This window comes from Streptomyces sp. NPDC055013 (assembly GCF_053608645.1).
The window spans coordinates 79400-94932 of record NZ_JBSGVW010000037.1; the positions used below are offsets into that span (position 1 = coordinate 79400).

Sequence of the window (15533 nt, forward strand, 5' to 3'; positions counted from 1 at the left end):
CGCGGATCATCGCCGAAGGCTGAGAAAAGACCAGCTTGCTCCCCGACCCGCTTCAAAGAAAGAACGTGGTCCGCTGCCGATTCGGTTACGTCACGTTCGATGTCATGACCTGCGGCACCTCGCCGCACGATGACGCGACAGAACTGGCACCGATTCCGTCACTCGAGACGTTGAAGTTCATGACTCTCAACAGTTGATCCACCTGTTTACTCGTCAGGCATGCGGGACTTCGCGCGCAACATCGGTGCCGAGAGCATGGGCCGCAACGGTTCGGGCCTCAGTGCGGGCCCTGGCGGGACCATGAGTGGCGCGGCTGGTGGGGTGAGGAGCCCCCGTTCCGTACTCCGGTGTTCGTCATGACCCACCACCCGCGTCCGTCGTTCACGCTCTCCGGCACCACGTTCCACTTCGTCGACGGCAGCTCGGCCAAGATCCTCGCCCGGGCGCGGGAGGCGGCGTAGGGCAACGATGTTCGACTGGGCGGCGGGGTCGCTGTCATCCGGCAGTTCCTTGATAGCGGCCTCGTCGACAGCATGAGTGTGGCGGTCTCGCCGGTGAAGCTCAGGTCCGGGCTGCAACTCTGGGAGTGCCCTGATGAGCTGCTCGACCGGTTTCACCTGGAGGTCGTGCCCAGCCCGAGCGGGGTGACCCACCACCTGTTTAGGCGTAGGTGTCGCGGGGCCCAGTCGAGTTGAGGCTGCGACTGCGAGAGGGGGCGTCCGCCCCGTCGATGGTCTTCGCCAGGTGGGGCAGGCGGAGCTTGCCAGGCCGAGGGTGCGGGGGCGTGTCCGAGGTTGTGCTGGTCCAGGTGGTGCCGGATGAGTCGCTCGTGGTGGGGTGCCGGGTGTTCTCCGCGCTGATGCTGAGGATCTGGCCGCGAGTGCCTCCCGCGGTATGCGCCGACACCGGGACCGATGGACGGCTTCTGATTGTGGCCGGGCTCGGCGACACAGCCGGACTGCGGGTGACCGGACCCGCACCTCGGAGCCTCCTGCATGGTTCCGGCAGTCGTATGGTTCCGGGTGATTTATGGTGACTCAAGGAGTGTGTCCCTACCGGAGGTGCAATGATGCGCGCCGCGGCAGCGATCGTCTCTCTGGCTGTCAGCGTGACGCTCATCGTCGCGACAGCGGCTTGTGACCAGGGCGGGTCGGAGTCACCGAACGCCCACTACGGCGACTGCCCGGTCTCGGGCCATTACGGGGAGTTTCGCCTTTCACCGCACACAGCGGGCGCTCTCACAGTAAAAACGACGCTGCCCGCGCCCGGCTGGTGGAACGGCGACACCCCGAAATCCGTCAAGAGCGGCTACGAGTACTGCATGGCCGCCAACATCGCCTACCGGTCCGGACTCGACCGGGTGAAGGTGGAGAACGCCCCCTTCCCGGAGGTCGTGTCCGGCCGGACCAAGGACTTCGACCTGGCCCTGGCGCAGATCACGATCACCCCGGAACGGAGCAAGGTGGCCGACTTCTCCCCGCCCTACCTCTCCTCGACCCTGGGAGTGCTGATCAGGGACGGTGAGAAGATCAACGAAGACAACATCCCTGACGTCCGCATCGGAGTGGCCGAGGGCACCACGGGCGAGGAGTTCGTCGAGAACCGCCTCAAGCCGGCCAGGCCCGTCACCGCCTTCGCCAACGATCCGGAGATGGTCACGGCGCTGGAGGAGGGACGGATCGACGCGGTCGTCCATGACACGACCATTCTGCTGGCTTATCCCCAGAAGAAGGAGAGCAGGGTGCGCCTCGTGGGGCAGTACAGGACCGACCAGGGTTACGGCGCCCTGTACCCGAAGGGGTCACCCGACAAGGACGAACTGGACCGGATCATCAGGCAGCTGATCGACGACGGGACGCTCGCCAAACTGTCGGCCGTCTATCTCGGGGCCGCTTTCGGCCAGGACCCTGCCAAGATCCCGTACCTCACGGTCGATGACGGCTCCTGAACGCTCGGGGCGTGCGCACACCCCGGGGCGGACGACGGCCCGGTTTCCGTCCCGCTTCAGAGGTCCGTCATCAGCAGACCGCTCAGGTCCCCGACGGCTTCGGCGTCCAGCGCCTGCTCAGCCCAGATGATCTTGCCTCGGTCGGTGTACCGGGTTCCCCAGCGGCGGGACAACTGCGCGACGAGAAACAGACCACGGCCCCCCTCGTCGGTGAAGGTTGCACGGCGCAGGTGCGGGGAGGTGCTGGTACCGTCGCCGACCTCGCAGATCAGGCTGTCGCGGTCGCGCAGCAGCCGCAGACTGATGGGGCTCGCTCCGTACCGGATGGCGTTCGTGACCAGTTCACTGAGGATCAGCTCGGTCGTGAACGCGGACTCGCCGACCCCCCAGGTTTCCAGCCTGCGGGTAGCCTCGGCGCGGATTCGGGGGACGGCCGCGGGGTCGTCGGGCACCTCCCACTCCCCGACCTGCTCCGGGTCGAGCAGCCGGGTGCGTGCGACGAGCAGGGCGACATCGTCATTCGCCCTGGTGCGCAGCATGGCCTCGAGCACCGCCCGGCAGGTGTCGTCCGGGGTGGCGCCGTACGTATTGGCGAGCGCCTCCTTCAGCATGGCGAGCCCGATGTCGATGTCACGGCCTCGGGCCTCGATCAGGCCGTCGGTGTAGAGGACCAGTCGACTGTCGGCGGCGAGTCGGAGTTCGGCCGTCTCGACCGGCAGACCTCCTCCCACGCCGAGTGGCGGGGCGACGGGGACGTCGGGGAAGGTCACGGAGCCGTCGGGCGAGATCAGAGCCGGACCGGGATGACCGGCCCGGGCGAGAACACACCGCCCGGAGACCGGATCGTAGACCGCATACAGGCAGGTGGCGCCGGTGACGGCCTCGGTCTTGCCCTGGGCTGTCGCGTCCTCGTCGATTCGAGTGATCAGGCCGTCCAGGTGCACGAGAACCTCGTCCGGAGGTAGGTCCAGGGCGGCGAAGTTGTGCACCGCGGTCCTCAGACGACCCATCGTCGCGGCGGCATGCAGACCGTGTCCGACGACGTCTCCGACCACCAGGGCCACCCGGGCCCCCGGCAGCGGGATGACGTCGTACCAGTCGCCGCCCACCCCCGCTTGGGCCGGCAGGTAGCGGTGCCCGACCTCCAAGGCGGACAGCTCGGGGAGTGCGCCGGGCAGCAGGCTGCGCTGGAGGGTGACGGCCGTGGTGTGCTCGCGGGTGTAGCGGCGCGCGTTGTCGATGCACACGGCCGCCCGGGCGGCAAGCTCCTCGGCGGGGGACAGGTCGTCCGACTCGAAGGGGTCCTGCTCCGAACGCCAGAACTCCACGACCCCGAGCCATTGGCCTCGGGCTTGGAGCGGCACCGAGATCATGGAGTGGATACCGTAGGCGATGACTTTCTGGGCCCGCTCGGGGTCCTGGGCACGCCATCCGTCGGCCATGGCGAGGTGCTCCACCAGGACCGGCCGGCCGGTGGTCATACTGATGGCCACGGGGTTGTCGGATGCGTACCGCATGAGCGTCCCGGCAGGGTGGAGCGGCGCCTCTTTCCGGATGCCCGCGGTTGCGATGCGGCGCATTTCCGAATGCGACCCCGTCGGTTCATCACCGAGCAGCACGGGCTCGACCAGCTCGACGGTGGCGAAGTCGGCGAAGCGTGGGACCGCCACCTCGGCCAGCTCTTCGGCGGTGCGCTTCATATCGAGGGTGGTGCCGATCCGGGTGCTGGCCTCGTAGAGCAGTTGCAGGCGCCCGCGGGCCACGTCTGCTCGGCCCGCGAGGGCGCGCAGCTCCGTGGTGTCCCGCAGGGTGGCCACGCTGCCGCCCTTCGGGCCCACGGGCCGCACGTTGACAGCCAGGAGGATGTCTCCGGCCATGAAGACCTTGTCCGTGGCCGCCCGGCCCGATCCCAGCAGTCCGGCCAGGGCCGGGCTCAGCCCGAGTCCGGTGACCGGTCTGCCTTCGGCCTTCGGCGGCAGGGCGAGCAGTCGGCGCGCCTCGTCGTTGACCAGCAGCAGCCTTTCGTCGCCGTCCAGAATGATCACGCCTTCGCGGACCGCGTGCAGCACCGCGTCGTGGTGCTCGTACATCCGGGTCATCTCCACTGGCCCAAGGCCCCGGGTCTGGCGCCGCAAGCGCCCGCTGACCAGTGCCGACCCACCTGCGGCCAGCAGCAGCGCGACACCGCCGGCGGCGATGATCACCGGCAGTTGGTGTTGCACCACACTGGTCACCTTGTCCACCGTGACCCCCACGGTGACGAGCCCGACCGCGGTGCCCTTGTCGTCGAAGACGGCCACCGTCGAGTCGACCGCCTTGCCGAGGCTGCTGTCGAACGTGGTCTGGTGGGGCTCGCCTTCGAGTGCCTGGCCGTAGGAAGTAGAGACGTGCTTCCCGATCTGGTCCGGGTCCGGGTGGGTCCACCGGAAGCCGTAGGGGCTCAGCGCCACGACGTAGTCGACGCCGGTCGTCTTGCGCACCGCCTCGGCATGTGGCTGGAGTGCCGCCGTCGGGTCATCGCTTGTCATCGCCTCCGCGGTGCCTGCGGCGTTCGCGAACGACTCGGCCGCCACGAGTGACCGATCACCGGCCTCCTCGATCGCGCGGTTGCGGTCCTGGATCACGAGCGCCACCACGGCCGTGGCGATGAGCAGCAGGACGACCACCAGTTGCAGCAGGAAGACCTGACCGGCGACGCTGCGTGGCTTCATCAACGACAGCACACGTCGGCCGGACGAATGCTGACGGGCCTCCGGTCCGGCTTCCGGCGGCCCGGCCTTCGGCGGCGCTCGGTCGTCCCGTTGGCTCGCCGCGGCATTTCGCCCATACGTCCCCATTTTCTCAGTATCAGTGAACGGTCCGGCGGGCGCGGCTCAGGACGGGCTCGCCTGGCGGATGCCGTGGCAAGAGGCAAGTGGGGGAGACGTCCGGATGCGGACCCGGAGGTGGGCACGGCGCAGCATCCCGGTCTCGCCCCCGGCGGCGGCCCTGGACCGAGCGCAGCCGGCACCGTTCATGACCGCCCTGGAACGCTTCGCCGCCCAGATAGCCCAGCACCCCTAGACGAGCATGCCGAAGACCGCCCGGGGCACCCGGGCGGTCTTCACGCGGTCGGTCCGCCGTTGCGGTCAGACGCCGGCGGCCGGCGGGAGGCCGTCGTCCGGGACGATGTGGATCCGTGGCCTCGCGCGCCCTTGCGCTGCGCGAGGCAACGGAATCGCGGCGGGCCCGTTCACGACGAACAGGCCCGCCGGAGAGCACAGATCGAGATCCGGTCCTTGCCATCAGAACTTGCCGACCCGCAAGACGTCATGGAACGCACGGAGGTCGACCTGCAGGCCGCCGAGCACAGACGCGATGAACTCCGAGCCCGCCCCGGGCAGAGCCTTCTCGACCATGCCTTGCTCCCGGTGTGGCACCAGCAGCATTGCGTGGCCGTGCTCTTGGGTCGGGCCGTTCAGGCCTTGGGCAGGGTGTAGGTCCGCGCCGCGGGCACCTCGTGGGCCGGTTCGACGTTCGCGAGGCCGCCGGTGGCCGTCTTCGCCGGCTTGTGGATGAAGCTCTGGTACGTCGCCGGCTTGGTGCGGTCCGAGAAGTTCAGCGGCACGCCGAGCACGGTGAGCCGGGACTGCTTACGGTGGGCGGCGGCTATGCCCTCGCGTGTCAGGTCCTTCGCCTTGCAGGCCGCCTTGAGGTCCTCGCCGAGGACGCTGATCGCGTTCCAGCCGCTGACCACACCCGGGTCGAGCGGGTCCTTCGGGTACTTCGCCTTGTAGTCCTTGGCGAGCTTCTGCATCGCGGAGTTGTCGGAGCTGAACGCGGGGGCGGGGCTCACCACCTGGAGCATCTTCTCCAGGGCGGGTCCGACCGGGGTCGCCAGCAGCTGCGGGGCGAAGCCCGGCGAGCTGGTGAGAACCGGGACGTTGAAGCCCGCGGCCGCGGCGGTGCCGACCAGGGCGGCCGTCTGACGCGGTCCGGCGCTGATCAGGATCGCCTTGACGCGGGCCTGCTTGAGCGCGGTGACCTGGGCGGTCAAGTCCTGGTCGGTGGGCTTGATCTTCTGCCCGACGACGGTCAGCTTCGCCTTCTTCGCCGCGTAGGTGGCACCGGCGAGCGCGTTCTCGCCGTACTCACCCTCGAAGTAGACGTGGCCGATCTTGTCGCGCGCTTTCAACTTGGCCGTACGGACGAGGTGGTCGACGCCGTTGATCATGTCGATGTCGTAGGTGGAGCCGACCACCTGGACGTATTCGCGGCCCAGCAGGGTGGAGGCCCAGGCCATCGGGAACGTGAGCAGGTGCTTGGACTCGAGCTCCTGCGACAGCGAGGACACCACCGGGGAGCCGACCATCTGGGACACGGCAGCCACGTTCGGCTCGGTCTCGGTGAACGCGGACACCGCCTTCTGGACGTCGTAGCCGTGGTCCTTGACGGTGATCCTGACGGTCCGGCCGCAGATGCCGCCGGAGGCGTTGAGCTGGTCGGCGTACAGCTGCTGGGCGTTGACGATGCTCTTGCCGAGTGAGGCGTACGGGCCGGTGAGGTCGGTCAGCGCGCCCAGGGTGATGGTCTTCTCCGTCACTCCGGAACCGGTCTTGACGCCGTCGCTGCCGGCGCCGTTCGCGTCGGTGCCGCTCTTGGTGCTGCAGCCCGTGGCGCTCAGGGCGAGTGCGGTGATGACGGCTGCTGCCGGGGCAAGTCGGGTGCTTCTCACAGGGTGTGCTCCTTCGGGGCGGTGCGGGTGCGCAGAGGGAAACGCCGGGTGCGGGGGGAGCCGTCGTCCTTGCGGCGCGGCCGTCTGTGAGCCAGTCCGGCCAGGCCGGCGGGGGCGAAGATCAGAACGAGGACGATCGCGGTGCCGTAGAGGTAGCGGGCCGCGTCGCCCGGGGACACGCCGGATCCCGTGGTGCCGGGAGCGGTGAGCAGGGGCAGGTCGCCGGCGTACTTGGTGAGCAGGTGGGGGATCAGGGCGACGAAGACCGCGCCGCAGGCCGCGCCGCCCACCGAGCCGAGGCCGCCGATGACGATCATCGCGAGGTAGTCGATGGACAGCAGCAGGCCGAAGTGATCGGGAACGACACGCTTGAACACCAGGGCCAGCAGGGCGCCCGCGGCACCCGCGTACATCGAGGAGACGATGAAAGCGGAGGCGCGGTAGCGGGTGAGATGGACTCCCATCACGGCGGCGGCGACCTCGCTGTCGCGTACGGCGCCGAGGGCGCGGCCGGGCCGTCCACGCAGGATGTTTCGGGCGGCGAGCCAGGCCACGGCCACCAGGGCCAGGCCGACGTACCACAGACGCTCCAGTCCGCCGAAGGGGACGCCGAGGACGGCGAGCCCGTCGGGGGCGGTGTCGGTGAAGGAGAAACCGAGGATGTCCAGCGGTGGTACGGAACGGCCGTTGAAGCCGCCGGTCACGTGCGGGGCGTTGAGCATCATGTGATGGCCGAGGAAGACCAGGGCGAGGGTGGCGATGCCCAGGTACATGCCGCGCAGCCGGCCCGAGATGGGGCTGAACAGGCCGCCCGCCGCGCCGGCGAGCACGCTCGCAAGCACGAAGGCGAGGACCGGCGGGAGCCCGAGGCCGTACAGGCTGCTGGAACCGGTGCCGGACGGCTCGGCAGCCAGCCACACATAGCCGTACGCGCCGACGGCGAGGAAGAAGGCGTGGCCGAGGGAGAGCTGTCCCGTCGTCCCGGAGAGCAGGTTCAGCCCGATGGCGCCGATGACGGCGGCCATCGCGAACAGGCCCGTCTGGAGCCAGAACGAGGTGACGTAGAAGGGGAGGGCGAGCAGGACCAGTACGCCGGTGGTCAGAGTGGCCGCGCGCCGCCCGCGGGGGGCGAGCCTGCCGGACCACCGGGCCTGGACGGACGGGGAATCGGCGGGCGTGGGGGCGGGAGCCGCCACGGTGTCAGTGGTGTCAGAGGAGCCAGTGGTGTCGCGGGTGTCAGACACGGGTGAGCTCCTTCGATCCGAAGAGACCGGTGGGGCGGACCAGAAGCACGAGCACCATCACGAGGTAGGGGGCCACATCGGAGAAGCCGGCGCCGAGGACGCTCAGTTCGTTCTGGTAGCCGGCGGCCATGGCCGCGGTCAGGCCGATCACCAGACTTCCGATGAGCGCGCCGACGGCCGAGTCCATGCCGCCGAGGATCGCCGCGGGGAAGGCGCTCAGGGCGATCTGACTGGTCGTACGGTCGAGTCCCGGCGCGGGGAACGCGGCGAGGAACACGGCGGCGAGCGCGGCCAGCGCCCCGGCGACGCACCAGGCGATGAGCCGTACGCGGTCCAGCCGTATCCCCATCAGGGCCGCGGCCTCCGGGTCGGCGGCGGCGGACCGCATGGACAGGCCCCACCGGGACCAGCGGAAGGCGGCGAAGAACGAGCCGATGACGACGACCGCGACGACGATGCTCGCGATCCGCGCGTCGGCGACGGTGATGCTGCCCAGCCGGGTCACCTGGGCGCCCCAGGGGTCGCCCATGGTGAGGTAGTCGGCGCCGACCTGCCGGTTGAGTTCGGTGCTGAGCAGAACGTCCACGCCGATGGTGAGGATGGTCAGCGTGTGGATCTCCGTACCGCGCAGGCCGCGGGTGGCCAGCAGTTGGACAAGTCCGGCGAGAACCGCGGCGAGCGCGGCGCCGACGAGGACGGCGGGGACGAAGCCGATGGCGTCGTGGAGGCGGGCCGTGACGTAGCCGCCGAAGAGCAGCAGGGAGCCGTGTGCGAAGTTCATGACGCCGGACGCCTTGAAGATCACGACGAACCCCAGGGCTATCAGCGCGTAGACGGAGCCGAGCGCCAGGCCGTTGAGGACGGTTTCGGTGAGCTTGATCATGATGCTTCCTCCGAGTCGCGCTCGGTGTCCGGAGCGGTGTCCGAGGCAGGGGCCTCGGCGGTGTCCGTGCCGGTGCCCGCGTCCGTATCCGCGTCCGTATCCGTGTCCGCGGCTGTTTCCGGTTTCGGCTCGGCATTCGGTTTCGGCTCGGTGGCCTGGACCGGGGTGCCGAGATAGGCGCTGATGACCGTCGGGTGGTTCTGGATGTGCTCGGGCGGCCCGTTCGCGATGAGGCGGCCGAAGTCGAGCACGGTCACCGAGTCGGCGATCCGCATGATCAACCCCATGTCGTGCTCGACGATGAGGATCGAGATGTTCAGGGCGTCACGCACCCGGGCGATCGTCTCGGCCATAGCCGAGCGCTCGGTGGTGTGCATGCCGGCCACTGGCTCGTCGAGCAGCAGCAGTCTGGGCTCCATGCAGAGCGCACGCGCCATCTCCACCCGCTTGCGGTCGCCGTACGCGAGCCCGCCGACCGGCTTGTCGAACGCCGGGCCGAGGCCCAGGAAGTCGGCGATCTCGGCCGCGCGTTCCCGGTGGCGACGTTGCTCGCGCACCGTGTGGGGCAGCCGCAGCGCGCTCGCCGCGAAGCCTGCCCGGGTCAGCCGGTGCCGGCCGAGCATGAGGTTGTCGGCGACGGTCCCGTGGGTGAGCACGATGTTCTGGAAGGTGCGGGCCACGCCGAGCCGAGCGATGCGGTGCGGTGCGAGGCGGGTGAGGTCCTCGTCCGCGTACCGGACGGCTCCGGCGGTGGCGCGGTAGACGCCCGAGATGACGTTGAAGCAGGTCGACTTGCCCGCGCCGTTGGGGCCGATGAGTGCGTGGATCGTGCCGGGCGCGACCGTGAAGGACAGGTCGTCGAGGGCGACCAGGCCGGAGAAACGCACGGTCAGGTTCTCGACCGCGAGGGCCGGGACCGGGTCAGGCCCGCTGTCCGGTCGGGTGGCCGTGACGGCTTCCGAGGTCGTGGGCGTCGTGCCTATGCTCATCCGTTCCACCTGCCAAGCTCGGTCAGTCCCGGTCCCGTCACGGACGGAGCGCTCGCGGCGGTCGCGTACGCGGCGTCGCCGTCCGCGTCGGGCGCGCCGCAGCCGGTCTCGTACGTCTCGCCCAGGTACAGCCGTCGCACCTCGTCCGCCGCGGCGAGGTCGGCCGACGCCCCCTCCAACCGCACCTGGCCGACGTCCAGCACCGACGCGCGGTCGGACAGCTCCAGGGCCATCGCGGCGTTCTGCTCGACGAGGAGGATCGAGGTCCCCTGGGCGTTGATCTCACGGATGATCTCCGCGATGCGCTGGACCATCAGCGGTGCGAGCCCCAGCGAGGGCTCGTCGAGGAGCAGCAGCCGCGGCGCCGCCATCAGCGCGCGGCCCATCGCGAGCATCTGCTGCTCACCGCCGGACATCAGCCCGGCGGCCTGCCGTCGCCGCTCGGCCAACACCGGGAACTGCGCAAAAACGCGCTCGCGGGCCGCCCGAAGCTCGGCGCGGGAGCGGGACGCCGAGCCGAGGAACCCGGCCCGGAGGTTGTCCTCCACCGAAAGGGCGCCGAAGATCCGCCGGCCTTCGGGCACCTGCACCACGCCGGCGGCCACGGACCGCGCGGCGTCGCCGCTCAGCCGTGCGCCGTCGAAGTGCACCGTGCCGCGCTCGACCGTGCCGCGGTGCAGGGCGAGGGTCCCGGAGACCGCACGGAGGAGCGTGGACTTTCCCGCTCCGTTGGAGCCGAGTACGGCCACGATCCGACCCTGCGGAACGGTCAGCGACACCCCGTGGAGCGCCTGCACGGACCGTCCGTAGCTGACGTGCAGATCGCTGACCCGAAGGGTCCCGGCCTCGGTTCCTGTCTCGGTCCCGGCCTCGGAATCGACCGCGGTCTCGACCTCGGTCTCTGGTGGGCTCATCAGGGCGTTCTCCTTGCTCATCGTCGAGCGGGCGTGTGCCGACGCCGGGCTGGAGCGCTACGAGAACACGGTGGTAGCAGGGCGTCCATGGACTGGGAGCGAGCCGCTGCAAGCTCCCAGCCGGGGCGTGATCCGCTTGTGAGGGGGCACAATCCGTACCTCCTGCTGCGCGTGGCTCGTCACGATTTGACGGACGTTTCGCCCCAAGGGGTGACCGACTGCTTAGCATGTGGATTCCTTGGAGTGCGCTCCATCGGCACACGCCGATCGCCGACCGGTGGAGCCACCCACCTGCGACCCGCGCAGCGCAAGACATGGCGACCCGCCGTGGTGTTCTCGCACGCCCCATCCGTCTGGAGGGTCCATGCACACCAGTTCCGCCCGTGGCGCGGTCCGCCCCCGCGTCACCACCGCCCCCACCACCGCCGGTCCGCGGCCTGGTGTTGCCGCCGTCGGTCCACCCTCCGGCGCCACCACCGCAGGCTCGCCGCTGCCCCTGCCGGAGCCCGCCGACGAGCCCTCGCCGCACCAGCTCTTCGACCACGCCTGTCGGCGCCTGCTCGGGCGCGGCCAGGCATTCAGCGACACCGTGGTGGACCAGATCCGCACCGAGGTGCCGTACTACGCGGACCCTGTGCTCGCACCCCTCGACCTGCCGCAGTCCGTGTACAAGGGCGTACGCATCACCCTGGAAGCCGCCCTCGACCCGGGCCGGATGGCGGACGTCGAGCGCTACACCCGTGAGCTCGGCATCCGCCGGGCCGAAGAGAGCCGCCCCCTCGACGAGGTGCTGCACGCCTTCCGGGTGGCCGGCTCGGAGGTCTGGAACGGGATCATCGGCGCAGTGCAGCGGGACGGCCTCGGCGACCAGCGTCACCTCGTGCACGTGGCCGAGCTGGTGTGGAAGAGCAACGACCGCGACTGCGTCCTGCTGGCCGACGCCTACCGCCAGGTCGCCAAGGGTGTGGCCAGCCGCCACAACGAGCGCGTACGCCTGATCCTCGCCGCAGTCCTGGAGAGCCGCAACGACCCTGCGTTCATCCGGGACGCGGCATCGATCCTCAACCTGCCGCCCGACGGACGCTTCGCGGTCGCGGAGATACGGGCCACGCCGCCCGTCGGCCGCACGCCCGACGCCGTCCCGGAGATCCGCGGCATGCGCGTACTGCGCCATACCGGGGGTCGGCGCGATGTGCTCGTCGCCCATCTCGGCGACCGCACGCTCGACGCGCTTGTCTCCGCCCTCGACGCCGGTCCCGGCATGCGCATCGGCGTCAGCCCGGTCGTCCAGGGGCTGGAGAACCTGCCCCGGGCGCGGGACATGGCCGCACTCGCCCTGCGCACCTGCCGGGGAGACGGCGAGGTCGCCCGGCTCGACGCCCGTCTGCCCGACGGTCTGCTCGTCGCACGGCCCGACCTGTCCGCCGACCTCGCACTGCGGGTGCTCCGGCCGCTGTACGAACTGGAGCCCGCCGACCGCCAAACGCTGATCGACACGCTCGGGGTGTGGATCGAGAAGGGCGGCTCGGCGGTCCAGGCGGCCCGGCGCATGCTGTGCCACCGCAACACGGTGCTGAACCGGCTGCGCCGTTTCGAGCAGATCACAGGGCTGGAACTGTCCCGTCCCCGCGACCTCGTACGGCTCACGCTCGCGTTCGACGCACTCCAATTGCTCGGGCCGGCGGCCGTCCTCGGTAGCGCGGACGCCTGGGATCGCGACGTGGACGGCTGAGGCCGCAGACAGCGACGTAGGCACGCTGCGAACACGCGATGCGTGCCCGGCAGGGGCCGCCGCGCATACCCCTCGGCTCTGCCGGCGGGCGCACCGCATTGGCCGGTTTCCCTTCCCGCGGGTGGCTGAATGGGCATCAGCACAGTCACCACCCCCCGCCGTTGGGAGCGGACAACGGCGCGCCCGAAGCTCATGGACTGACTGGTCGGTACGTGCTCTCGTGAGCCCTCATCAGGGGCACTGCCGTAAGGGGCAATGCCCGCGCAAGGCATCGCCCGAGCCAGGCGATGCGCGCTTGCCTGCCCGCCAGGAGAGCTCCATGGCCCATCAGCACGTCCATCCGCACACCCCCCAGCCGCATCTAAGACCCCGGCCCCACCCGCCCGGCAGATCCTTCGCACTCGTCAACGGACTGACCTTCGCGGTCCACCTCCTGCTCGCCTGCACCGCCGAGGACCTGCTGGCCACGCGAGTCGCCGGACAGATCACCCTCGGCGTCGTCGCACTCCTCGCGCAGGGTTCGCTCCTGCTGTGGACGGCGGCGCGCTACGACCGCGCCCCCTACGGCGACGTCCACGACGAGGCTTCCTACGGCGAGGCCGAGTACGAGCCGCAGGGGGAGCGCTGATGCTTCCTCAGATGCTGCTCGCCGCAGGGACACCCGGCTCCCTCGACCTGGACGCGGACACCCGCTCCTGGGTCCTCGTCGGCTTTCTGACGTTCATCGTCCCGATGCTGCTCATCTGTGTGCTCAACGGCCCCGAGCGCGACCGGGTCAACGACTTCTACACCGCGGGCCGCAGGCTGCGCCCCGTGCAGGGCGCCATCGTCCTCTCCGGCGTCTATCTCTCGGCCGCGACCGTGCTCGGTACGACGGGAACCGTCGCGGTCTTCGGCTTCGACGGCCTGTTCGTCGCCCTGTGCACCGTGCTGTCGCTCGGCGTCCTGCTCCTGCTGTCCGGCCCGCTGCGCGAGCGCGGCAGCTACACCCTCGGCGACACCTTCGCCCTGCGCGCCCCGGGGCCCGCCGTGCGGATCGCGGCGGCCATCGTCACGCTGAGCGCCTGTATCCCGTATCTGATCGTCCAGCTCTCCGGCGCGGGCCGGACCACCGCCATGCTGCTCGGCCTTTCCGGGCCGGGCGCCGAACAGACCGTCATCGTCATGATCGGCACGCTCGTCGTCTGCGCCACGGCCTTCGGCGGGATGCGAGGCATGATCGCGCTCCAGATGATCAAGGCAGTGTTCCTGCTTGCCATGGCGCTCGCCGTGGCCGCGGTGCTGCTCCACCGCTTCCACTGGAGCGCCGACTCCCTCATCGACGCCGCCGCTCAGGGCAGCGGCCGACCCGAGGGCTATCTGCGTCCGGGTCTGCGCTTCGCTGCCGGCGGCCCGGTCGAGAGCACGCTGGACTTCATCGGCCTGATGATCACCGTGGTGCTGGGCGTGGCGTGCCTGCCACATGTCGCCACCCAGCTCAACACCGCGCCCGACCCGGCCGCCGCCCGACGTACGGTCCGCCACACCATCGGCATCGTCGGCGCCGTCTGCCTCGTCACCACGGTGATGGGCTTCGGTGCCGCGGCGATGATCGGTGCCCCGAAGATTCTCGCCGCCGACCCCGGAGCCACCAGCAGCCTGCTGATGCTCACCGGCGATCTGGCGGGAGGATCGTCGGCGAAGACGGGCGAGGCATGGCTCGTCGTGCTGGTCGCCTGCGCGGTGTTCCTCACGACGCTTGCGGTCGTCGCGAGCGTGACCCTCGCGGCGGCGGGCGCGATCGCCCACGATCTCGTCACCAACGTCGTGCGCCGCGGGCGCACCACCGAGGGCCGCGAGGTGGCCGCGGCTCGTATCGCGTCCGCCCTGGTCGGGGTGCTGAGCATCTGCTGTGCGGTGCGGGTCCAGGGCTGGAACATGGGCTTCCTGTCCACGCTCTCCCTGGCCGTGGCGGCCTCCTGCCTGCTCCCGGCGCTGGTGTACGCGTTGTTCTGGAACGGCTTCACCCGCCGGGGGCTGCTGTGGACCCTGTACGGCGGCCTCGGTTCCGCGATCGGACTCCAGGTGTGCAGCCCCGTCTTCTCGGGCAACCCGATGGCACTGGTGCCCGAGTGGCACATCGACTGGTTCCCGCTCCAGACAGTCGCCCTGGTGTCGCTGCCGGTCGCGTTCCTGCTCGGCTGGCTCGGCAGCGTGACGGGACGGCGTCATACGGCCCCGGTGGCGCCGGTCAAGCCTGATGTACTGACGTACTGACGCAGGAAAGCGGCGGTTGGCGGAGCGCCCTCACAGCCCAGGGCGTTCCCACGACGCGGGAGCGCACCGGCAATGAGGCCAACCTAGGCCTGGGCCGTGGTCGTTGGCTGCCGCCAGTCACGTCTTGGACGCCGGGCAACCTGTAAGAGACTCCCAGTCGAGCAGGCGTCGAGCCGACCGACTTGTGGCCTCGCCTCACCCGACAACCGTCTGCCCTCGTCGGTGGTGTCCAACGGTCCCGTCCGAGGGCGGGACCGTTGTCAGTGCCTCCTGGCATGGTTGTGATCATGTTCGACGGACTTCATGACATCGACTGGGCGTCGATGGAGCATGCGTACGGCTCGGCCGAGGAGATACCGGCGCTGCTGGCGGCGCTGGCCTCACCGGACGCCGCGGAGCGCGACGCAGCCTTCGACCGGTTCTACGGTGCGGTCCACCACCAGGGCAGCGTCTATCCGCCCACGGCTGCCAGCCTGCCCTTCCTGCTCGAGTTGGCCGCCGACCGTGCGACGCCTGACCGGGCCGCGGTCATCACGCTGCTGGTCAGCATCGGCCGGGAGTCACTCGAGCGGGGCTTCGAGGACGATGGCACCGAGATCGATTACTACCCGCCGACGGGCTACGCGCAGGCGATGGGATTCCTGCGCGAGCGGGGTGCCGCGTTCGTCGGGCTTGCCCGCGACCCCGACCCGGACGTGCGCCTGGCGGCAATCCCCGGGCTAGGGTTCTTCCTCGATGACGCCGACCTGGCCGCTAGATGTATTGACCCGCGGGGTTGTTGACGCGGGTGATGGGTGGCTGGCCGCCGAGGGCGGTGTGGCACCGGTGGTGGTTGTAGGTGTGCAGGAAGTCT

The 15533-nt window shown here is 70.1% G+C and carries 12 protein-coding genes and 2 pseudogenes; 7 read left to right on the plus strand and 7 right to left on the minus strand.

What is annotated here, in order from left to right; all coding sequences use genetic code 11:
- Window positions 1-222: 222 nt before the first annotated feature.
- A pseudogene (locus ACWGDB_RS33960) lies at window positions 223-695 on the plus strand (dihydrofolate reductase family protein); the annotation flags it as partial.
- A 374-nt stretch (window positions 696-1069) separates the two neighbouring features.
- Window positions 1070-1948, plus strand: a complete 879-nt coding sequence (locus ACWGDB_RS33965) for an ABC transporter substrate-binding protein (protein ID WP_453825978.1) — start codon at window positions 1070-1072, stop codon at window positions 1946-1948.
- A 56-nt stretch (window positions 1949-2004) separates the two neighbouring features.
- Here ACWGDB_RS33965 and ACWGDB_RS33970 read toward each other — a convergent pair whose 3' ends face one another.
- The gene (locus ACWGDB_RS33970) at window positions 2005-4659 is read right to left on the minus strand and encodes a SpoIIE family protein phosphatase (protein ID WP_453825979.1); all 2655 of its coding nucleotides are present in this window, start codon (window positions 4657-4659) and stop codon (window positions 2005-2007) included.
- Between the two features lie 220 nt (window positions 4660-4879).
- On the opposite strand from ACWGDB_RS33970, the gene ACWGDB_RS33975 reads away from it, so the two are divergent.
- On the plus strand, window positions 4880-5011 hold the full coding sequence (locus ACWGDB_RS33975; RefSeq protein ID WP_453825980.1) for a hypothetical protein: 132 nt from the start codon (window positions 4880-4882) through the stop codon (window positions 5009-5011).
- Window positions 5012-5405: 394 nt separating this feature from the next.
- On the opposite strand, the gene ACWGDB_RS33980 is transcribed toward ACWGDB_RS33975, so the two are convergent.
- The 5 genes from ACWGDB_RS33980 to ACWGDB_RS34000 are packed head-to-tail and all read right to left on the minus strand — an operon-like array spanning window position 5406 to window position 10692.
- Window positions 5406-6662, minus strand: a complete 1257-nt coding sequence (locus ACWGDB_RS33980) for an ABC transporter substrate-binding protein (RefSeq protein WP_453825981.1) — start codon at window positions 6660-6662, stop codon at window positions 5406-5408.
- The gene (locus ACWGDB_RS33985; protein WP_453825982.1) at window positions 6659-7906 is read right to left on the minus strand and encodes a branched-chain amino acid ABC transporter permease; all 1248 of its coding nucleotides are present in this window, start codon (window positions 7904-7906) and stop codon (window positions 6659-6661) included. Before ACWGDB_RS33985 ends, ACWGDB_RS33980 begins: the two co-directional genes overlap by 4 nt.
- Window positions 7899-8789 (minus strand): branched-chain amino acid ABC transporter permease, encoded by an 891-nt coding sequence (locus tag ACWGDB_RS33990; RefSeq protein WP_453825983.1) that lies wholly within the window; start codon window positions 8787-8789, stop codon window positions 7899-7901. Before ACWGDB_RS33990 ends, ACWGDB_RS33985 begins: the two co-directional genes overlap by 8 nt.
- Window positions 8786-9778, minus strand: a complete 993-nt coding sequence (locus tag ACWGDB_RS33995; protein ID WP_453825984.1) for an ABC transporter ATP-binding protein — start codon at window positions 9776-9778, stop codon at window positions 8786-8788. The genes ACWGDB_RS33990 and ACWGDB_RS33995 overlap by 4 nt, the downstream gene beginning before the upstream one ends.
- The gene (locus ACWGDB_RS34000; RefSeq protein WP_453825985.1) at window positions 9775-10692 is read right to left on the minus strand and encodes an ABC transporter ATP-binding protein; all 918 of its coding nucleotides are present in this window, start codon (window positions 10690-10692) and stop codon (window positions 9775-9777) included. The genes ACWGDB_RS33995 and ACWGDB_RS34000 overlap by 4 nt, the downstream gene beginning before the upstream one ends.
- Before the next feature lie 364 nt (window positions 10693-11056).
- Between ACWGDB_RS34000 and ACWGDB_RS34005 the strand changes: the two genes are divergently transcribed.
- The 4 genes from ACWGDB_RS34005 (at window position 11057) to ACWGDB_RS34020 (ending at window position 15462) form a co-directional block, all read left to right on the plus strand.
- Window positions 11057-12424 carry a PucR family transcriptional regulator gene (locus ACWGDB_RS34005; protein ID WP_453825986.1) on the plus strand — a complete coding sequence of 456 codons (1368 nt, stop codon included), beginning with the start codon at window positions 11057-11059 and terminating at the stop codon, window positions 12422-12424.
- Between the two features lie 319 nt (window positions 12425-12743).
- A complete protein-coding gene (locus ACWGDB_RS34010) occupies window positions 12744-13052 on the plus strand; it encodes a hypothetical protein (protein ID WP_453825987.1) in 309 nt (102 codons plus the stop codon).
- Window positions 13052-14680, plus strand: coding sequence for a sodium/solute symporter (locus tag ACWGDB_RS34015; RefSeq protein WP_453825988.1), 1629 nt, complete (start codon window positions 13052-13054; stop codon window positions 14678-14680). The genes ACWGDB_RS34010 and ACWGDB_RS34015 overlap by 1 nt, the downstream gene beginning before the upstream one ends.
- Before the next feature lie 287 nt (window positions 14681-14967).
- Window positions 14968-15462: a hypothetical protein gene (locus tag ACWGDB_RS34020; protein ID WP_453825989.1), complete on the plus strand. Its 495-nt coding sequence runs from the start codon at window positions 14968-14970 to the stop codon at window positions 15460-15462.
- Here the strand turns inward: ACWGDB_RS34020 and ACWGDB_RS34025 are convergent.
- Window positions 15434-15533: pseudogene (locus tag ACWGDB_RS34025) on the minus strand (IS481 family transposase); the annotation flags it as partial. The gene ACWGDB_RS34020 and the pseudogene ACWGDB_RS34025 sit on opposite strands and share 29 nt — an antisense overlap.